This window comes from Pseudarthrobacter sp. NPDC058329 (assembly GCF_042879835.1).
In the GTDB taxonomy this organism is placed as follows: Bacteria; Actinomycetota; Actinomycetes; order Actinomycetales; family Micrococcaceae; genus Arthrobacter.
The window spans coordinates 329,660-349,786 of record NZ_JBHVZR010000001.1 but is presented as its reverse complement, the minus strand read 5'-3'; the positions used below and the strand labels follow the sequence as shown (position 1 = coordinate 349,786).

Annotated in this window: 15 protein-coding genes and 2 tRNA genes; 8 read left to right on the top strand and 9 right to left on the bottom strand. The window is 64.5% G+C overall.

The window, feature by feature from the left end; all coding sequences use genetic code 11:
* Window positions 1-181: 181 nt before the first annotated feature.
* From ACFVYC_RS01700 to ACFVYC_RS01685, 4 genes are all read left to right on the top strand, one after another.
* On the top strand, window positions 182-1,126 hold the full coding sequence (locus tag ACFVYC_RS01700) for a J domain-containing protein (protein WP_387545878.1): 945 nt from the start codon (window positions 182-184) through the stop codon (window positions 1,124-1,126).
* Between the two features lie 22 nt (window positions 1,127-1,148).
* On the top strand, window positions 1,149-1,616 hold the full coding sequence (locus tag ACFVYC_RS01695; RefSeq protein ID WP_387547078.1) for a tRNA (cytidine(34)-2'-O)-methyltransferase: 468 nt from the start codon (window positions 1,149-1,151) through the stop codon (window positions 1,614-1,616).
* A 234-nt stretch (window positions 1,617-1,850) separates the two neighbouring features.
* Window positions 1,851-2,459, top strand: a complete 609-nt coding sequence (sigK, locus tag ACFVYC_RS01690; RefSeq protein WP_387545877.1) for an ECF RNA polymerase sigma factor SigK — start codon at window positions 1,851-1,853, stop codon at window positions 2,457-2,459.
* A 1-nt stretch (window position 2,460) separates the two neighbouring features.
* Complete coding sequence (locus ACFVYC_RS01685; RefSeq protein WP_387545875.1) at window positions 2,461-3,312, top strand: anti-sigma factor domain-containing protein; 852 nt, start codon at window positions 2,461-2,463, stop codon at window positions 3,310-3,312.
* An 83-nt stretch (window positions 3,313-3,395) separates the two neighbouring features.
* On the opposite strand, the gene ACFVYC_RS01680 is transcribed toward ACFVYC_RS01685, so the two are convergent.
* From ACFVYC_RS01680 to ACFVYC_RS01665, 4 genes are all read right to left on the bottom strand, one after another.
* The gene (locus ACFVYC_RS01680) at window positions 3,396-4,175 is read right to left on the bottom strand and encodes a PIG-L deacetylase family protein (protein ID WP_387545872.1); all 780 of its coding nucleotides are present in this window, start codon (window positions 4,173-4,175) and stop codon (window positions 3,396-3,398) included.
* A 3-nt stretch (window positions 4,176-4,178) separates the two neighbouring features.
* Window positions 4,179-5,132, bottom strand: a complete 954-nt coding sequence (locus ACFVYC_RS01675; RefSeq protein ID WP_387545870.1) for an electron transfer flavoprotein subunit alpha/FixB family protein — start codon at window positions 5,130-5,132, stop codon at window positions 4,179-4,181.
* Window positions 5,133-5,146: 14 nt separating this feature from the next.
* Window positions 5,147-5,947, bottom strand: a complete 801-nt coding sequence (locus tag ACFVYC_RS01670; protein WP_387547075.1) for an electron transfer flavoprotein subunit beta/FixA family protein — start codon at window positions 5,945-5,947, stop codon at window positions 5,147-5,149.
* 251 nt (window positions 5,948-6,198) lie between these two features.
* On the bottom strand, window positions 6,199-7,881 hold the full coding sequence (locus tag ACFVYC_RS01665; protein WP_387545868.1) for a trypsin-like peptidase domain-containing protein: 1,683 nt from the start codon (window positions 7,879-7,881) through the stop codon (window positions 6,199-6,201).
* Between the two features lie 287 nt (window positions 7,882-8,168).
* Between ACFVYC_RS01665 and ACFVYC_RS01660 the strand changes: the two genes are divergently transcribed.
* From ACFVYC_RS01660 to ACFVYC_RS01650, 3 genes are all read left to right on the top strand, one after another.
* Window positions 8,169-10,205, top strand: a complete 2,037-nt coding sequence (locus tag ACFVYC_RS01660; RefSeq protein WP_387545866.1) for a TPM domain-containing protein — start codon at window positions 8,169-8,171, stop codon at window positions 10,203-10,205.
* A 112-nt stretch (window positions 10,206-10,317) separates the two neighbouring features.
* Window positions 10,318-11,115: a PspA/IM30 family protein gene (locus tag ACFVYC_RS01655; protein WP_387545863.1), complete on the top strand. Its 798-nt coding sequence runs from the start codon at window positions 10,318-10,320 to the stop codon at window positions 11,113-11,115.
* A gap of 87 nt (window positions 11,116-11,202) precedes the next feature.
* Entirely contained in the window at window positions 11,203-12,633 is a 1,431-nt protein-coding gene (locus ACFVYC_RS01650; RefSeq protein WP_387545860.1) for a cryptochrome/photolyase family protein, read from the top strand.
* Window positions 12,634-12,665: 32 nt separating this feature from the next.
* Here ACFVYC_RS01650 and ACFVYC_RS01645 read toward each other — a convergent pair whose 3' ends face one another.
* The 5 genes from ACFVYC_RS01645 to ACFVYC_RS01625 form a co-directional block, all read right to left on the bottom strand.
* A complete protein-coding gene (locus tag ACFVYC_RS01645) occupies window positions 12,666-13,598 on the bottom strand; it encodes a cytochrome b/b6 domain-containing protein (RefSeq protein ID WP_387545857.1) in 933 nt (310 codons plus the stop codon).
* A 142-nt stretch (window positions 13,599-13,740) separates the two neighbouring features.
* A tRNA-Met gene (locus ACFVYC_RS01640) sits at window positions 13,741-13,814 on the bottom strand.
* A 154-nt stretch (window positions 13,815-13,968) separates the two neighbouring features.
* Window positions 13,969-14,042, bottom strand: a tRNA-Met gene (locus ACFVYC_RS01635).
* A gap of 132 nt (window positions 14,043-14,174) precedes the next feature.
* Entirely contained in the window at window positions 14,175-17,150 is a 2,976-nt protein-coding gene (locus ACFVYC_RS01630) for a UPF0182 family protein (RefSeq protein ID WP_387547072.1), read from the bottom strand.
* 150 nt (window positions 17,151-17,300) lie between these two features.
* A complete protein-coding gene (locus ACFVYC_RS01625; protein ID WP_387545854.1) occupies window positions 17,301-18,515 on the bottom strand; it encodes a PDZ domain-containing protein in 1,215 nt (404 codons plus the stop codon).
* Between the two features lie 136 nt (window positions 18,516-18,651).
* On the opposite strand from ACFVYC_RS01625, the gene ACFVYC_RS01620 reads away from it, so the two are divergent.
* On the top strand, window positions 18,652-20,127 hold the full coding sequence (locus tag ACFVYC_RS01620; protein WP_387545852.1) for a zinc-dependent metalloprotease: 1,476 nt from the start codon (window positions 18,652-18,654) through the stop codon (window positions 20,125-20,127).

Below are 20,127 nucleotides of genomic sequence, written 5' to 3'. Positions count from 1 at the left end.
AATACGTTCCCTGCCCGGCCCCCGCGGCCGCCATCCTTTCCGAGTCTAGACGGCCGGCACCGGACAACCCGTGCGCCGGGAACCCTGGACGACGGCACGATCGTTGTCAGGGCAAAGGCCGATAAGCTGGGCCCACAGGGCTGCCCCCGCGGACTGGCCACACGAACAGAAGGATGAGTGCTTGACCGAGAGCAGCTCCCATTACCAGGTGCTTCGCGTGGCAGTCACCGCCACCGAGAAGGAAATCAAGGTGGCCTACCGGCGCGCTGCCCGCACCGCCCACCCGGACCATGGCGGGGACGCCGCAGCGTTCCGCCGGGTGACCAGCGCCTACGAAACCCTCATCGACCCCCAACGCAGGAAAGCCTACGACCGGTCCTACGCGGCCGGCACCGCCGGGGAGAAGCCGGATACGGAGCCGCACTTTGATGCGCCCCCTGCAGGCAGCCGGGCCTCGGCCACCGTGCACAGGACCGGCGGCAGCCGCAACACCGCCGGGGACCCCCCGGTCTATGTCCCGCCCTACGGTTCCGCGTCCGACGCCGCGGTCCCCCTGATCCCCCTGGCCGAAGCCAGCCAGCAGGTCCACGGTATGCCGCGGAAGCGCGGGATCTTCGGGGCCGAAGCGCGGATCCAACGCGAGATGCGGACCGTTCAGCTGCTGACCCGCCAGGTATTGCCTGCCATTCCTGCGGCGCGGCTCATCAACGGCCTCCAGTCACCGGCGGACAACAGCCACATCGACCACGCGGTGCTGTCCGGCTACCGGCTGGCCCTGATCGGCTCCATGCTGTTGCCAAAGGGCGCGTATGCCTGGGACGGCAGGACCCTCAACCACGGTGGACGCTCCGTGGCCCCGCCGCAGCTGGCGCACGTTGTACGGGCGATGCAGGACATCTTCCCGGAGCTGAACGTCACCGGCTGGACCGTGGTGCACAGCCCGGGCGGTAACCTGCACGAGCCGGTGATTGACCAGCACTGCCGCTCCGCCGGCGCCCTGGAGACCGTACGGATCGTCAACGCAGCAGGCATGGTCCGGGGCCTGAAGGAGTTCCTTGCGTCCGGCCCGGCCCCCAACACCGTCAACGTGCCGGTCCTGGCCAGGCTGCTGCGCGGAATGCACTGACGGCGTTGACTAGGATGGAATGGTGTTCCGCATCCTCTTCCATGCCCCCGAAATTCCCGGCAATACCGGCAACGCCATCCGCCTGGCTGCCATCACCGGCGCCGAACTGCATCTGGTGGAGCCCCTGGGGTTCGACTTCTCCGACGCGAAACTCCGCCGGGCCGGCCTGGATTACCACGACCTCGCCGTCGTCACCGTGCACCGAAGCATCGAGGAGGCCTGGCAGCATCTCCAGCCGGAACGTGTTTATGCCTTCACCTCAGACGGAACAGCCAGCTACACGGACATTGCCTACCAGCCGGGTGACGTCCTGATGTTCGGCCGGGAATCCGTTGGGCTGCCACCGGAGCTGAAAGCGGATCCGCACGTCACTTCCACCGTACGGCTGCCCATGCTGCCCGCGCTGCGCTCGCTCAACCTGGCCAACGCCGCCTCCATCGCCGTCTACGAAGCGTGGCGCCAGCAGGGTTTCGCCGGCGCGCGGACCTGACACCGAAAGTCACTGCTTCAGGTCCGGCGGATTGCCGTACCGCTGAATCACCGCCCAAACATTTATTTTCCCGGCCCATCCACGCCCGCTGCTGTGCCGAATCACTGCTGAGAACAGACCACGGCGAACAAGGAGCGGCAGGTGACACTTCTCCGGGCAGGTTCCAGGACAAGCCACCGCATCCCCAGTGGGACTGCTGAGGATCCACCTCCTGGAGACTTATGCTTGGTAGTGATGGAAACTCCCAACGCGCCTCATTCCGAGGCTCCGGCCCCGGTGACAGACACGCCGGCCGACGTCAGCCACCGCCTCGCTGGTCTGCTGGAACAGATAGCCCAGGGCGACCGTGCAGCATTCGCGGAGTTTTACCGGCTGACATCCCGGCGCGTCTACGGCATGGCACGCCGGGTATTGATCGACGCCGAACTCAGCGAGGACACTACGCAGGAAGTATTCCTGCAGGTCTGGCAGAACGCGGCGAAGTTCGATCGGACGGCCGGCAGCCCGCTTTCCTGGCTCATGACTATCTCGCACCGGCGGGCCGTGGACAGGGTCCGGTCGGCGCAGTCGGCCACGGACAGGGAAGCCCGCTACGGCGCCAGCACCCAGGACATCGACCACGACAGCGTGTCTGACGAAGTGGGCAGCAGGCTGGAAGCGGAGGCAGTGGTCCGGTGTCTTGGCACGTTGACCGAGACCCAGCAGGAATCCGTCCGGCTGGCCTACTACGGCGGCCTGACCTACCGCGAAGTCGCAGAACGCCTGAACGCCGCAGTTCCCACCATCAAGTCCCGCATTCGCGATGGACTGATCCGCTTGAAGACCTGTCTGGAGGTGAGTTGAGATGACCGAAATGAACAGTGGACGCCGCGGCCGCCCGGGCGCCTTTGGCGATACCGTTTCCGCTGACCTCGCTTCCGGCCGCGCCGTTGACCTGGCCGAGCTGTATGCGCTGGATGCCGTGACGGACGGGGAACGCCTGGCCATCGAGCAGTACATTTCAACGGCGCCGGCAGCGGAACGGGACTCCTTTGACGAACGTGTCCGCCAGGCGAGGGAAACGGTCACACGGACGTTCAAGGCGGAGGAAGAACCGCCGGCCGACCTTTTTGACCGGATCGTCGCCCAGTTGCCGGCACAGGAAGCGCCGGGACATGCACCCGGCGTAACCGCTCCTTCAGCCGCGTCTGTCGAGGCGGGTTCCGGGGACGAGCTCGCCAGGGCACGGCAGCGCCGGGAGGAACGACGCCGTCCGGCCGGGGCCCGCCGCTGGCTCGCCGGGATCGCCGCGGCCGCAGCAATAGCCTTGGGTGGGGTGGGCGTCGGTTCCTACATCGCCGACCAGAACGACCCCCTGAACCAGGTGGTCCGGGCAGGAGACCTGCGGGAGGCGTCAGTGGAGGTTGCCGGAGGCGGTACTGCCACCGTCCAGATTTCCTCGTCCGAGGACGCCGCAGTGGTCAGGATGAAAGACGTTCCTGCCCCGCCCGCGGGCAAGGTTTACCAGATGTGGCTGATTCCCAAGGACGGTTCAGCACCAATCTCCCAGGGGTTGATGGATGCGGAGGCCCTGTCCAAGCCTGCAGTTGTGGAAGGCATCTCCTCTGCCGCCGCGCTCGGAATCACCGTGGAGCCCGTCGGCGGATCCGAATCGCCCACCCTGCCGACCGTCGCCGCCGCCCCATTGGACGCGTAGCCCGGCCTGACAGGCAACCAGAAAGGCGCCCCGCAGCCTTCCGGAATGGAAGCTGCGGGGCGCCTTTGTGTTCTCGAACCGGGCTAGAAACCGGCGATGGTTCCGGGTCCATTGACGGCGACTACATGGAACGCCTCGGCGCTGTGGCCTGCGGGAAGCCCTGCACGCAAGGCATTGGCATGCATCCCGTGGCGCACCGCTGCTTCCATGGCCTCGACGTCCGGATGCTGGCTGACGTGGACGTGGATGGCCTCGAGCTTGGCCTCCACGTGCGCGGTGACATCCACGAAATGGTTTTCCCGTTCGTCTGGTCCTGCGTACAGCCAAAGCCACGGCAGCTTGTACGCCTCCAGCCCGGCTGCTGCCAGTTCCGGATAGGCGAACGGATTCTCCACCGCAGGGTAGACGGCGCGCGTTACGGCCTCCCCCACGGCAAGGTGGTCCGGGTGGCTTTTCTGGATGCGCCGCCAGTTCCGTTCCGGATGCATGGAAAGCACGACGTCGGGACGCAGTTCGCGGATGAGCCTCACCACCCCCTGCATCACCTCGTGCGAAGCTTCGAGGTAGCCGTCGCGCTGATGGAGGTAACGGATATCGGAGACGCCGACCAGTGCCGCGGCACGGCGCTGCTCGGCGTCGCGCATGGCAATGATGTCCGCCCGGTGCGCCGGGTCAAAGCCGCCCGCGTCGCCGTCGGTCATGAGGCAGTAACTGACCTGGACGCCTGCAGCCGACCAGGCTGCGATGGTGCCGGCGGCTCCGAAGTCAATGTCGTCCGGGTGGGCCGCAAAACAGAGCACCCGTTCAATCCGGTTCCTGGCCGGGTTGAACGGGCTCTCTGCAGGCGCAGCGAAGGCAGCCAATAGTCAGCCTTTTCGCTTCTTGATCTCTGCCGTGGCCTGCGGGAGGACGTCGAAGAGGTCCCCGACGATACCGAAGTCAGCAATTTCGAACACCGGTGATTCGGCGTCCTTGTTGACCGCAACGATCACCTTTGCCGTTTGCATGCCGGCCTTTTGCTGGATGGCACCGGAGATGCCGGCGGAGATGTAGAGCTGGGGCGAAACAGTCTTGCCCGTCTGCCCCACCTGGGCGTCATGGCTGATCCAGCCGGCGTCCGTGGCTGCGCGCGAGGCTCCCACCGCCGCCCCCAATGCGTCTGCAAGTTCTTCCACGGGTCCGAAGTCGCCGTCGAGGCCGCGGCCGCCGGCCACCACGATGCGCGCGTCGGTCAGGTCCGGGCGGCCGCTGGCGACCTTCTGCTCGCGGGAGGTGATCCTGGCGGCGGAATCAGTGGTTCCGACGGGAACGTCAACCGTGGCCGTTTCCGGCGCGCCGGGTGCGGCGGCCGGCTCAGGGACCACGTTGTTGGCCTTGACGGTCAGGACGGACACGGGAGTGGTGGTTTTGCACGCCGTGTTGTAGGACCCCGCGAGGACGGACTTGTGCGCCGTGCCGTCAGCATCCACACCAACAACGTCGGTGATGACACCGGCGTTGAGGCGGATTCCCAGGCGGGCAGCAATTTCCTTGCCCTCCGGGGAGTTGTCGAGCAGCACGATGGTGGCTCCGGTGCTCTGCGCTGCGGCCGCCAGGTAGGCGGCCTTCGGTGCCACCAGATAGTCGTCCAGATCCTGCACCGAGGGGCTGAGGACAGCGCCGACGCCGTACTCGCCGAAGGCGGCCGCAACTTCGTTGTGCAGTTCCCCGTTCAGGGCAACAACGCTTTCCCCGAGGGAACGTGCCAGGGTCAGCAGCTCAAGGCTGCTTTTCTTGAGCGAGGAGCCGGGGTTGTCAATAAAAACAAGTACTTTTGCCATGTCGATGTTCCCTCTTAGAGCAGCTTCTGGGCGGCCAGGAAGTCAACCAGCTTGATGCCGGCGTCGCCTTCGTCGGTGATGATGGTGCCGGCGGTGCGCGGCGGCCGTTCCTCGGCGTTGGTCACGGTGGTCCAGGAACCTGCGTGCCCCACCTGGGCGGCATCCAGTCCAATATCCGCCAGGGACAGGGTGGTGATGGTTTTGCGCTTGGCGGCAATGATGCCCTTGAAGTTCGGGTACCGCGGCTCGTTGATCTGGTCCGTCACCGACACCAGGGCCGGAAGTGCTGCCTCTACCGTTTCCGAGCTGGTGTCCGCATCGCGGCGGGCCACCAGCCGTCCGCCGTCCACGTCCAGGGACGAGGCGAACGTGACTTGGGGAAGGCCAAGGCGTTCGGCGAGCTGCGCAGGGACCAGGGAGGTCTCACCGTCGGTGGAGGCCATGCCGGTGATGATCAGGTCCACCGGCGCATCCTGGCCCAGGTACCGGACAGCTGCGGAAAGCGCCAGCGAGGTGGCCGCTGCGTCCGAGCCCGCCAACGCTTCATCAGTCAGGTGGACGCCCTCGGTGGCACCCATCTGAAGCGACTTCTTGACGGAGTTGACCGCCCCGGAGGGACCCATGCTCAGGGCGATGACCTGGTTGCCTGCCTTGCTGCCGCCGCGTGCCTCGGCGAGCTGCAGTGCCGCCTCCAGCGCATACTCGTCGAGCTCGGAGAGGATGCTTTCGTCACGGTCGGTCGTGTAGCCCTCCCCGTTGAGGTGACGGTCGAACTGGGCGTCCGGTACATGCTTGACCAGGACGATGATCTTCAATGTCTTTTCCACTGTATCGACAGCAGCCTTCCATGCTTGTGGACAGCCAGCCGGGTAGGGTCATGGCCGCGGAATGCCCGGCATACGGGTAGCTCCTAGCTAACCATATAGGCGCACCCATGCGCCGACTTCCGTTAACGCCTGTGTCTGCCGCTTGCGTCGCCGGCTTCCCGCTGGTGCGGCCTATAACGACGGCGGTGCCCCTGCCGAAGTGGGGACACCGCCGTCGAACTTTCCTTGAACTCCTGCGCCTAGCCCGCCGCGGCGCCGAGGGTGACGTCCAGGGTTTGTTCCGCGCCGCCCCGCAGGACGGTGATCTTGACCTTGGAACCGGCCGGCTGCTCCCGCACTGCCGCCGTCAATTGGTTCGGCTCACCGATGGCGAGGTCGTTGAACTTTGTGATCACGTCGCCCACCTTGATTCCCGCCTTGGCAGCAGCCGAGTCAGGCTCGAGGGTGGCGACGTCCGCCCCAACCGAAAACCCGGAAGTGTTACTCGACGCGGACTTCTTCTTGACGCTGACACCCAACTGCCCGTGCGACGCCTTGCCGGTGTCGATGATTTCCTGTGCCACCCGCTTTGCATGGTTGATGGGGATGCTGAAGCCCACACCGATGTTGCCGCTCGAGGAGGACAGCGAACCCGACCCTGCCGAGGCGATGGCCACGTTGACGCCGATGATCTCGCCGCTGCTGTCCACCAGGGCACCGCCTGAGTTGCCGGGGTTGATGGCAGCATCGGTCTGGATCACGTTGATGGAGATGTCGTTCTCGGCCGTGGTCTGCTGGCTCTCGCCGCCGCCAGGGGGCGCAAACTGGAACCCGCCCTCGTCATCGCCCTCGGCGTTGTCTCCCTCAGGTGCCGCGGCCGAAGCCACACTGATGGTCCTGTTGAGCGTGGAGACGATGCCGTCAGTCACGGTGCCTGTCAGGCCCAACGGCGAGCCGATGGCGATCGCCGTGTCCCCCACATTGAGGCTTCCGGAGTCGCCCAGGGTGGCAGGTGTGAGGCCGGACGCGTTGTCCACCTTGATAACCGCCAGGTCTGACAACGGGTCGGTGCCGACCAATTTGGCGGTGAGCACCCGACCGTCGCTGGTCCGGACTTCGAGGGCGGCGTTGGCCGACTGGCCATCCAACGTGACGACGTGGGTGTTGGTGAGGATGTGGCCTTGGCCATCGAGGATGATGCCTGAACCTGTACCGCCGGCGCCGCCGCTCGAGGCGCTGATCGTCACCACGCTGGGCGATGCCTTCACAGCGGCAGCCGTGATGGCATTGACGTCTTCCTGGTTATTGACGATGACGGTTCCGGGCTGGCTGTTGCTGCTGGTGGTGGCAGCCGAACCCGGGTTCCCAAAGAATTCACTGGCGCCAACGGTGGCCACTCCGCCGCCCACCAGGCCGGCCGCGAGAATGCTGGCCACCAAAGTACCGACGCCGAATGAAGCCTTCCTGCGCGGAGCGTCCTTCGGATTTGGCGCCATGCCTGCCTGACTGCCGGGAGCTGCGTGCCCAGCGTTGTGCTGACCCTGGCCATAGTAACCATAGTGGGGTTGGGACCCGTGCGGCTCATGGTGCGCGGGCTGGCCCGGGTTGTTCTGATGGGAAGCAGACTGCCCGTAGAAGGGTGGGCGCTGGGGATACGGCTGCCGTTGGGGGTACGCCGGGCGTGCTCCGGGAAGTTCCTGGGTGGGGTTCTCCCCGGGCTGCGGCTGGTCCAGCCGTTCTGTGGGGTACTGGCGCGCGCCTGGATCTTCGCTGGCTGCAGGCACCGCGGGGCGTGAGGCTGCCGTGTCATCCGCATCCCGAACCTCCCCGGCACTGTTCCCGGCGGCACTGTTCCCGGTGTCGGCGGGGTGCTGCTGCCAGGGATCCTGCCGGCCCGGGCCGCGGCTCTCTGGCGCGGCGCCGGGGGTTTGGTTCTCAGTCATGGGACTTCCTTTCATCCTCGTCTGGTTTAACTATGGACTCCCTCCCTGTAACAAGCTCGGATGTTTGCTGAGAGCTTGCTGTGGGCTTCTCCAGCGCTCCCTTCCTGCTTTCCCGGGGCCGTTTCGCTGGTGGCATATTCGGCTTGATGGACTGCCTGTGGGGCGCACCATAGAATCAAGATGATTGCCACAGCGACCTGCGGCTACACACATGCGTGGGGGCGCTGCTGCATTCTGAGACGACCGGTTCGTCCCGAATCGGTGTCAGGCGTGCTGAAGGGTTGCACATGCGGTCAAAGTTCAAACGTATTCTCGCCGTGATCGGCCTTACCGGCCTGCTGGCGGTGCCCGCCGGCGCTGCGTGGGCCGAGGATCCGGTCACTATTCCGTCCGGAACGAACATCGTTGACAACGCCAAGGTTCTCGGCGGTCGTACGGGCGAGGTCCAGGAGGCTATCTCGAAGCTCCTGAAGGATGACAAGTACAACCTCTACGTCGTGACCGTGGACAGGTTCACCAACCCAACCGTTCCCGCAGACTGGGCTGCAGCCGCTGCGACGAAGAAGGGCATGGGTAGGTCCGACGCCATCCTCGCGATAGCTAAAGAGGACGGCAAATTTAGCTTTGTCCTGAACTCCGCCAGCCCCATCAAATCCAAGCAGGGGGCCATAAGCCAGAACGCAGTTACGGCCAACCTGGCCGGTGGAAACCCCGATTTCGCCCAGGCAGCGATTGACACCGCAGCGGCGATCGGGGATGCCGCCAGAGGAGGAAGCGGCAACGTTCCCTCGGAAAACGGTGCCGGTGCAGCCGTTCTGGTAGGAACCGGTGTTGTGGCTGCCGGTGGTGCCGGCGCCTACCTGTACTTCCGCAACAAGCGCAAGAAGGCTGCTGCGCAGGCATCCAGCGCCAGCTACGGCCCGCAGGGCGCCGAAGTTGATCCGCTCGCCTCCCACACCATCGAAGAACTGCGCCGCAAGAGTGGCTCCCTGCTCATTGAGGCGGACGATGCCATCAAGTCCAGCGAGCAGGAACTGATGTTCGCCCAGGCACAGTACGGAGATTCCGCCGTCGGCAACTTCACCAAAGCACTCGACGAAGCCAAGGGCCACATGACGGAATCGTTCAAACTGCAGCAGCAGTTGGACGACCACATCCCGGACACCGAAGAGCAGCAGCGCGCCTGGCTGGGCGAAATCATCCGCCGTTCCGAAGCCGCCCTGGCGTCGCTCCAGGAGCAGAAGGCGGACTTCGATTCCCTCCGCGAACTGGAAAAGAACGCCCCGCGGGCACTGGCAGCCGTCAACGCCGGCGCACGCGAAGCAGATGCAAAAATTGCCAGCGCCGAGCAGTCCCTCATGGCGCTTCGGGGCAAGTATGCCGAGAGCGCGCTGACCCAGGTCTCGGACAACATCCTGCAGGCGAAGGAGCGGCTGGCTTTCGTTCAGAACGCTTCCGTCACCGCCGAGCAGAAACTTGGTGAGGGTGAAGGAAGCCTCGCCGCCGTAGCCGTCCGCGCGGCGGAAGAGAGCCTGCACCAGACGAACGTCCTCCTTGATGCGATCTCCAAGCGCTCGTCGAGCCTTGACGAGGCCCGCAACGGCCTTGAAGCGGCAGTAGTGGACACGTCCCAGGACCTTGCCCAGGCGAGGGCCATGATCCAGTCCGGCACGCACTCAGAGCTTGCAGGCCCGGTAGCCGCAGTGGAGGCTGCACTGGCCCAGGTCAAGGCGGAAATCCAGGGCGGAAAGATCGATCCAATCGCCACCCTCCAGCGGGTAGAGACCGCCCATCAGTCGCTCGACCAGGCGCTCAGCGGCGTGCGGGACCAGCAGGAACAGGCCCGCCGGGCCCAGGCATCACTACAGCAGACCATCATGTCCGCCCAGGCCCAGATCAGCGCCACGTCCGACTACATCACTGCCCGGCGCGGCGGTGTGGGAACCGAGGCCCGCACCCGGCTCGCGGAGTCGCAGCGGAACCTGGACTATGCGCTGTCCATAGCACGCACTGATCCCGTGACGGCCCTGACATACGCCCAGCAGGCCCATGCCCTGGCTGCCCAGGCAGCCCAGCTTGCGCAGGCTGATGTGGACCATTTCGACGGTTACGCCAACCAGGGCTACGGCCGCGGCGGCATGTTCGGCGGGGGCGGTGGCGGCGGACTTGGCGGCGCCATCCTTGGCGGGATCCTGATCAACTCCATCCTCAACGGCGGCGGTGGCGGCGGTTGGGGCGGCGGCCACAGCGACGGCGGCGGCGATTTCGGCGGTGGCGATTTTGGCGGCGGGGACTTCGGCGGAGGCGACTCCGGAAGCTTCTAACAGCTTGAGCTCGGCGCTGTCCGCCGGTCACCACACGGGCCGGCGGATAGACACCCACACAACTATTCAATGATTTCAGTGCTCACCAAAGAGCAGGACGAAAGGTAACACCATGGTTAAACAGTCCATTTTCGGTCGTATCGCACAGCTGGCAAAGGCCAACATCAACACTTTGCTGGATAACGCTGAGGATCCACAGAAAATGCTGGACCAGATGGTCCGGGACTACACCAACAACATCGCTGAGGCGGAGTCCGCCGTGGCGCAGACCATCGGTAACCTCCGCATGCTCGAAGACGACTACAACGAGGACGTCAAGAACTCCCGCGACTGGGGCAACAAGGCCCTTGCCGCGTCACGCAAGGCGGACGAGTACCGTTCCAGCGGCAATGCCACTGATGCTCAGAAGTTCGACAACCTGGCCAAAGTTGCCCTCCAGCGGCAGATATCAGCCGAAAATGAGGCCAAGGGCGCAGAACCGAGCATTGCTTCCCAGCGCGAGGTGGTGGACAAGCTGAAGACCGGCCTGGACCAGATGAAGGGCAAGCTTAACCAGCTGACCAGCAAGCGCAACGAACTGGTTGCCCGTTCCAAGACGGCAGCGGCACAGTCGCAGGTGCACGATGCCATCAAGAGCATCGACTTCATGGACCCCACCAGCGAAGTGGGCCGATTCGAGGAGAAAATCCGCCGCGAAGAGGCCAAAGTCCGCGGGCAGCAGGAACTCACCGAGTCCAGCCTGGACGCGCAGTTCAATCAGCTTGAGGACCTCGGGGAACAGGTGGAGATCGAGGCACGCCTTGCTGCCCTGAAATCCGGCGGTACGGCAAAGCCGGCAATCGGTGCCGGTGCCGGCGGCGCGGCAGCCTCGGAGTCCACGGTGAATGAGGCAGATTTCGACAAGCTCTGACTGCTGACGGGGGTATCTCCCCGTAGGCAGGTAAGGCCGGGGCCGCCGCCCCGGCCTTACCTATGCCGTGGTGTGTAGCGTGGGGGCATGGCTTCTTCCGATGCATCTTCCATTGTCTGGCTGCGCGACGATCTCCGCCTGGACGATAACCCTGCGCTGACCCACGCGGCAGCCCTGGGGCTGCCCGTGACCGTCGTCTTTATATTGGACGAGGAGTCGGCGGGGATCCGGCCCCTGGGCGGAGCATCCCGGTGGTGGCTGCACCATTCGCTGGCGGCGCTGGCCACCGCTTTGGAGGACGAAGGATCGCGCCTGCTTCTTCGCCGCGGCCCGGCCGCAGTTGTCATCGAGGATCTGGCGGCCGAAACCTCCGCCACGCACCTTTTTTGGAACCGGCGGTACGGACTGCCGGAGCGAACCGTGGATGACGCGGTCAGTGTCTGGGCCGACCAGAACGGTGTTCACGGATCCAGCTTCCAGGCAAACCTCCTGTTCGAGCCCTGGACGATTCGCACCGGAGCCGGCGGACCCTACAAAGTATTCACACCCTTCTGGCGGGCCTGCCTTGCCACGGAAGATATCCGCGATCTGCAGGAAGCGCCGCAGCAGCTTCCTTCCCCCGCCACAGGCAAAGGCGGAGTGGTTCCCCCTAACGAAGACCTCGAAAGCTGGAACCTCCTGCCGCACTCCCCCGACTGGAGCGTTGGGCTTGCCGCCACCTGGGAACCAGGAGAGGACGGTGCCCGGCGCCGTTTGGAAGACTTCTTGGACGGACCGGCGGAGGAGTACGGGACGGGCCGCAACGTGCCGGGAGTCGAAGGAACCAGCCGCCTGTCCCCGCACCTGCGCTTCGGCGAGATCAGCCCGTTCAGGGTGTGGCGGGAGATCAGGCTGCGGTTCCCACGCCAGGTGCCGGCCGACGTCGGGATCTTCCGTTCGGAGCTCGGCTGGCGGGAGTTCTGCTGGCACCTCCTGCACACCAACCCGGAACTGGCCACCCGCAACTACCGGCCGGAGTTTGACCGTTTTGAGTGGCAGTCGCTCAGCAGCGGCGAGCTGAAGGCCTGGCAACAGGGACGCACCGGATACCCCCTTGTTGACGCCGGGATGCGGCAACTGTGGCAGACAGGCTGGATGCACAACCGTGTGCGGATGGCCGCTGCTTCCTTCCTGGTCAAGAATCTGCTGGCAGACTGGCGCATCGGCGAGCAGTGGTTCTGGGACACCCTTGTTGATGCGGACGCCGCCAGCAACCCCGCCAACTGGCAGTGGGTGGCCGGCTCTGGAGCCGACGCGTCCCCCTACTTCCGCATCTTCAACCCGGTGACGCAAAGCAAGAAATTCGACTCAGCCGGCCGCTACCTGCGCCAATACATCCCCGAGCTGGCCGCCCTCGACGGCAAGGCCGTCCACGAGCCGTGGAAAGCCGGCGAGGTGCAGGGGTACCCCGGACCGCTGGTGGGGCTCCCCGAGTCGCGGGAGAGGGCTCTTCAGACCTACAGCAAACTCAAAGACTGACCGGATCCCCGGGGTGCGGCTGCATTGGCGTCTTACCGGCTGACTTTGCCCATCAGGGACGCGATCGGGCGCAGGAAAATGGGGCGGGCAAGGAACCAGGCCGCCGCCATCACCGCTACCGAGGCGAGGAAGACCCAGAACCCGAACCACCCGTCGTCGTCCCGGACCCCGTACATGTGGTTGAGGTTGCGCAGGGCCCCTGTGGCGAGCACCAGGAAAACGTGCACCACGATGAAGGCAACAAAGTAGATCATCACCGGGAAGTGGACGGCCCGGGCCCATTCGATGGGGTAGGCCCGGTTGAGGCCGGCGGCCTTCTTCGGCCAGGCCGAGGACATGCGCAGGCCCGTGATGAAGGACAGCGGCGCGGCAATGAATACCGTGACGAAGTAGGAGAGCAACTGAAGGGCGTTGTAGTTGACCCAGCCGTTCTCGGTAGGCCAACTCAGGGAAGCGTACTGAAGGGCGGCTGAGAGCGCGTTGGGGAAGACGTCCCAACTGGTGGGGACGATCCGCATCCACTGGTCGGTGGCGAACAGCAGGAGGGCGAACACCACGCCGTTCAGGATCCAGAGCGCGTCCAGCGTGAGGTGGAACCACAACTCAAGGCTGATCTTGGTGGGCGGGTTCTTGGTTTTGATGAACCCCTTATTGTTGCGGGTCCAGTGACCGCTGGGGCGCGTGGTGGTCCGCACCTGCCACCCGGTGCGGATAATCAGCAGCAGGAAGAAAGCGTTCAGGAAGTGCTGCCACGCCAGCCAGGCAGGAAACCCGACCGGGGCTTCCGCCGGAAGCTCGGAATGGCCCGGATAGTCTGCCACGAAAGAAGCGACGGCAGGCAGGCCCATCAGCCACTTGGCGATCAACACCACAAGGACCAGCGCGGCGAGGACCGCGGGGACACCCCAGTAGAGTCGGGACCGCTTGCCCGCGGCGGTGCCGGGCTTTTTCGTGGGTGTGGACATCGAGCAACATTCCTCTCGAGAATGACTGGCGGAGTACTCACAATCTGTGAGGCTCTGCGAAAGAGAATACTAGGAACTGCCGGCATACAAGGAAAAAAGAAGACCCCGCCCGGCTTGTCTGCCGGTCGGGGCCTTCTCATAGTTGCGGGGACAGGATTTGAACCTGTGACCTCTGGGTTATGAGCCCAGCGAGCTACCGAACTGCTCCACCCCGCGTCGCTGAAACAACACTACCCTACTTCGGCGGAAGGTATTTACACGGACCAGTTTCAGGGCTAAATCCAGGTCCCCTTCCCGCCGGCAGCACCTCGGCTCAATGGTTAAACAAAAAGTCCCGGACACTGTTTCCAGTGTCCGGGACTTTCTTCAGTTGCGGGGACAGGATTTGAACCTGTGACCTCTGGGTTATGAGCCCAGCGAGCTACCGAACTGCTCCACCCCGCGTCGCAAGAACTACTTTACCGGCCAGTGAACAGCAGGCCAAATCGGAGTGGCGTGATCTCCGTCTCGCCGGCCCGGCACCCGCTCCGGATGAAGCGGGTGCCGGGTGCCGCCGTCGTCAACAACGGCGGGTGATCAGCTGCTGGGCGAGGGCGAAGGCGTGGATTCAGGCGTCGCCGTGGACGCCGGAGCCGGAGTTGCCTCAGGCGCGGCAGCCGGAATCTTTGATTCCGCGTCCACTGCCCTCTGGAGCGCTGCCGCCAGGCGCTTCTGGGCCTCGCCATAGGCTGCGAAGTCGCCGGAAGCCAGCGCGGCCTGCCCGGCCTGGATGGCAGCGTTTGCCTCATCCAGTGCCGCCTTCAAGTCTGCCTTGGCATCCGCTCCGGCCGGGGTGGTGGGAGCAGCCGGGTCAGTCGGCGTCTGGCCGTTGTTGTCTGAGTCCCCGGCAGCAGCTCCCGAGTCTCCGCCGAAGAGCTGCTTCAGCGCCTCATCCAGGGTGGGCGCGAAGCCCACCTTGTCACCAAAGGCCACGAGGACACGCTGCAGCGTGGGGTAGGACGTCTCACCGGTGGACTTAAGGTAGACCGGCTGGACGTAGAGGATGCCACCGCCCACGGGGAGCGTAAGCAGGTTGCCGTTCAATACGTCCGAAGCCCCTTGGCGGAGCAGGTTCAGGGCCTGCGAAACGGTGGGATCGGAGTTGAACTTGTTCTGCGCCTGCCCGGGACCGGGGACCTGGATCTCCGGCGGAATCTGCAACAACCGCAGCTTGCCGTAGCTCTCGGCCTTCACACCCGCCTCGTTGCCGGCGTCCGAGTCCGCAGCAAGGAAGCCGTAGAGAACGTTGCGTGCATTTCCGTTGACAATCTGCGGAATGAACGAGGAGGTCAGCTGGAACGCGGGCTCATCCTGGTCCGGCATCTGCAGCGACATGTAGAACGGCGGCTGCTTGACGTCCGTGTTCGAGTCCACAGTGGGATCGGCTGGAACGCTCCACGCGTCGTTGGTCTTGTAGAAGCTGGACGGATCGGTCACGTGGTATTCCCCCAGTAACTGGCGCTGGACCTTGAACAGATCCTCCGGGTACCGGACGTGGCTCATAACATCGCCGGACATCTCCGAGAAGGGCTTCAGCGACGTCGGGAACACCTTCTGCCAGGACTTCAGCAGCGGATCCTGGTCATCCCACGCGTACAGCGTCACGGCACCGTCGTAAGCGTCAACCGTCGCCTTCACAGAGTTGCGGATGTAGTTGACCGTGCTGTTGGGCAGGGCGACGGCACGTCCTGACGTCGTCTGGGAGTCCGCAGTCGCATCTGAAAGCTGCTCCTGCTGCGAGTACGGGTAGTACTGGCTGGTGGTGTAGCCGTCCACGATCCACTTGACGCGGCCGTCCACCACGGCGGGGTAGGCGTTGCCATCGATTGTCAGGTACGGCGCGACCTTCTCCACGCGCTCACGGGGGTTTCGGTCGTACAGGACCTGCGACTCCGAATTAACTCCATCGGAGAGCAGCAGGTCCGAGGACTGGAACTTGATGGAGTACAGCACCCTGTTGAAGAAACTGCCAACGTTGGGTCCACCGTTGCCTTCGAAGGTGTACTGCGTTTCCCCTTCGCCCGAAGGCCGGTCCTGTTCACGCGGAGGAGCCCCGTCCGGGGCGCCCACGATCGAGTAGTCCGGCGAGGATTCGCCGAAGTAGATCCTGGGTTGGTAGCTCGAGTCGTCGCCCAGAACGCCGGTTGAGGGAATGCCGGACTGCAGGAACTCCGGTTTGCCGTCCACAGTGAACTTGTTGCCCTTGGCCGCCACAACACCGTATCCGTGGGTATACACAACGTGCTGGTTAAGCCAGCCCTGCTGGTTTGTTGCCACGTTGGTGGGGTTGAGCTCGCGCACGGCGATCACGGTGTCCTGGATCTTGCCGTCCACCTCGTAGCGGTCCACGTTGAGCGCTTCAGGGAACTGGTAGTACGGGCGGTACTGTTCCAGTTGCGAGAACGCGTCCGATATCAGGTTCGGGTCCAGCAACCGGATGTTCGCGGTGGTCTGGGCATCCGGCGCAAGAGCGCCCGTGCTGGCGGTGTTGGTGGCGTCATAGCGGTCGACCTGGATGGCATCCAATCCGTATGCCGCACGCGTGTTGTCAATATTGCGCTGGATGAATTCCTTCTCCAGGGTCTCCTCCGAGGGACGCACCTGGAACTGCTGAATGACCCAGGGGTAGACGCCGCCGGCCAGGATGGAGGTGATGACCAGCATCGCGGTGCCAATGACGGGCAACCGCCAGCGGCCAATAACCGCTGCCACGATGAACAGGATGGCGACCAGCGCTGCAGCCACCGCCAGGATGGACTTGGTGGGGATGACAGCGTTGACATCGGTGTACAGTGCACCGGCCCAGCGTCCGTTGGTGCTCTGCACTGCCGAGTAACGGTCCAGCCAGAAATTTGTGCCCAGGAGCACCAGGAAGGCGGCACCAGCAACGGCGATGTGGATCTGCGCGGCGCGGCTGGTGAAGACACCCCGCTCCATCAGGCGGATGCTGCCGTAGAGGTAATGCGTGAGGATGCCTGCAATGCCGGCGATGACCACCACACTGATGAGGAAACCAGTGACGAAGCCAAGGAACGGAAGCGTCATCAGGTAGAAGCTGATGTCCAACCCGAATTCCGGGTCCTGCTTGCCGAACTGTTCCTGGTTGAAGAACAGGAGGACCTTCTGCCATTGGCTCGCCGCCGCGCTTCCCGCGAACAGGCCGAAGAGGACAGGCAGTCCCACCATGACTACGCGGCGGACAGGTTCGAGCTGCGCCTGGTAGCGGTTGAGGTTGTCCCGGATTTCTGAGTCCGGGGCGTAGACCGGCCGGGACTGGTAGGCGATCCGGATGGCGAAGAAGACCGCGAGGAACATCACGGCGAATCCAGAAGCAAAGATCGCGATCCGGGCCAGGTTCTCGGTGATAAACACTTCGATGTAACCGAGCTGCCGGTACCACAGGACATCGGTCCAGACGTTGGCGAAGAAAATGAAGCCCACAACCACGAGGGCAACAACGATCAAGGTGGGCGTCAGCGCCCCGCGTCTTGAAGGGGGTTTACCTGTGGACATGGTGCTGGCGGGACGGGACAAACTCGGTACCTCATAGCTGGTCGTCTGATTATTCGAAGCGTACGTGCGAGCGACGTCCTCACCGGTCAAACGCTGGTTTCGTCCGTCTTAATTGCCACGAGTGGCGGTAAAGCTTAGTTCCTGCCCAGTCTAGTTGGTTGTGCACACCGGGAGGCCGGATGTGTCCCCGCCAGCACCGGCGAGCTCGACGGCGCGCCTGGCTTCTGCGAGGTTCTCCACCTTGACCACTTGCAGGCCGTCCGGAATATGGTCCACCACTTCGCCGCAGTTGGCTGCGGGAGCGAGGAACAGAGTGGCTCCCCCGGACCTTGCGCCCTGCATCTTTTGCCCGATGCCGCCGATGGGCCCAACCACACCGTCAGGGGTAATGGTTCCCGTTCCGGCGACGTGTTTTCCTCCAGTGAGGTCCCCGGGAGTAACGGTGTCGATGATGCCGAGGGAGAACATCAGTCCCGCGCTGGGCCCACCTACTTTTTCAAGCGAGATCTGCACGTCGAAGGGGAAGTCGAACTGGTATTTGAGCATCACGCCCAGGATGAAACGCCCCGCACCGTTATCCTTCGGGGTGATCTCCTGCGTGACCTGCCGGCCACCGCGTTCCACCACCACTGTGGCGGGCGCACCCTTTCCTGCCGCGAGCTCCTCCTGGATAACGGCGAGGGAAGTAATGTCCTTGCCGTTGATGGTTTTGAGGATGTCCCCAGGCTCAATTTTTCCGGAGGCGGCAGATTCCTCGGAGAGGCCTGCTGCCTGAAGCTGCTGCCCGAAGGGTATGTCCAGTTCGTTGAGGGCAGAGGCCACAGCATTTTCCTGCGACGTGGTCATCGCCACCGAGCTCTGTTCCTCGGCCTCTTCCTTGGTGGTGCCTGTGGGGTAGATCAATTCCTGCGGGTACACGGCCTTTGACGGATCCAGCCAGGCGGAGAAAACGCCCAGGATGCTCACCGGGTTGCTGGGGCCGCCACTGACATACACAGTAGTCAGGTCAAGGTTGCCCGCCGCCGGATAAGTCTCCCGGCCGGTGACACTGATGACCGGGCTACCTTGGCTCTGGCCGAGCGTGTTGTACGTAGGGCCGGGTGTTTCGACGACGTACGGGACGGGCAGGGTGCCCACTGCGATTCCGAGGCCCAAGGCAGCTACTCCGGCCACCATCAGGGCGGAGACCTTCCTGTCCCGGGGGGCCGGGCCGCCCGGAAACACTGCAGTTTCAGTCTCCGGCCGGGTCTCGAGTGCACGTGCCGGCGGGCCGATGCCGGGACCGCCTGATTCCCATAGCGGAGTACCGGAAGGAAGCTCGGCAGCGTGGTCCTCTGAGGGGTGGCCGCCACGGGTTGTAGTCACTGAACCAACACTACGCGGTGCCTGGCAGGCGGAGTTCTTTGCCTACAGCGAACGGCAACGCGGTGCGGCAGACAGCCGACCACCACCGCGGTACCGTGAAGGTTGATCAACAGTCACACCGACGATCGGCGGGATCATGACATCCAACCCACTTAATCCGTCCAACGGCGACGACACCCCCAAGGACCCGTTGACAGAAATGCTGCAAAACCTGATGGGCGGCAAGGGGATGGAGAACTTCGACCCCGCCGAACTGGCCAAGGCTGCAGGCCTTCCCAACGACCCCAACCTGCTGGCCCAGATGTTCTCCCAGGTCCAGGCCATGATGAGCGCACCCTCCGAGGGACCCGTGAACTGGCAGCTTGCCCACGAGAATGCCCGCCGGGTGGCGGCCGGAAGCGCTGATCCATCTGTCACCTCCCAGCAGTCGCGCGAAGTGGACGAAGCCCTGCGGCTCGCCGAACTGTGGCTCGACCCCGTCACCGATCTTCCCGCTACCGGCCTGATAGGCCGGGCGTGGTCCCGTGCGGAATGGGTCGAGGCCACCCTTGGCACGTGGAAAAGGCTGACCGAGCCGGTGGCGAACAGCATCGCCAATGCGCTCTCGTCCGCGATGACGGAACAGATGCCTGACGACATGAAGTCCATGATGGGCGGAGCCTCATCGATGCTTCAGAACATGGGCGGTGCCATCTTCGGCATGCAGCTGGGCCAGGCCATCGGCGCCCTCTCCACTGATGTGGTGAGCTCCACCGACATCGGTGTTCCCCTCGCCGACCTTGAGATGGCCCTGTTGCCCATCAACGTCGCCGCTTTCGGTGAGGGGCTCTCCCTGCCCGAGAATGACATCCGGCTCTTCCTCGCTGTCCGCGAAGCGGCCCATGCCAGGCTCTTTGTCCAGGTTCCCTGGCTTCGGGGCCACCTGCTGGGCGCCATTGAGGCCTACGCCCGGGGAATCCATATCGATACTTCCCGCATTGAGGAACTGGCGAGGGATCTTGATCCCAGCAATCCGGAGGGCATCCAGGAAGCCCTTTCGCAGGGCGTGTTTATGCCCCAGCGGACACCTGCGCAGGACCAGGCACTCGAGAAACTGGAAACAGCGCTGGCACTGGTGGAGGGCTGGGTGGACGAACTCACAGCTGCTGCCACGGAGAAGGTCCTGCCGTCCGCGGGTGCCCTTCGGGAAACCGTCCGCCGCCGCCGTGCCACCGGGGGCCCGGCAGAGCACGCGTTCGCTTCGTTGGTCGGTTTGGAATTGCGCCCCCGCCGGCTGCGGGATGCGGCCACTTTGTGGGCCACGCTGAAGGAAGAACGCGGCATTGAAGGCCGTGACGCAATCTGGCACCACCCCGACCTGCTGCCCACCGCCGAGGACCTGGACGATCCCCGTGGATTCAGCGGACGCCGCAAACTGGCGGCAGCCAGCGACACCGAGGTGGACGACGCCCTTCAGAAGTTGCTGAGCGGCGGCTTTGACGAGGCACCCTCCAGCGGCCCGGGGCAACCCGACGCCGATCAGGACGGCGGGCCGGCGAACAGCACGGACGCCGAAGGCCGCGACGCTGATAGCCCCGAGGCTGAGGGGCAGGATGGCGGGCCCAAGAGCTAA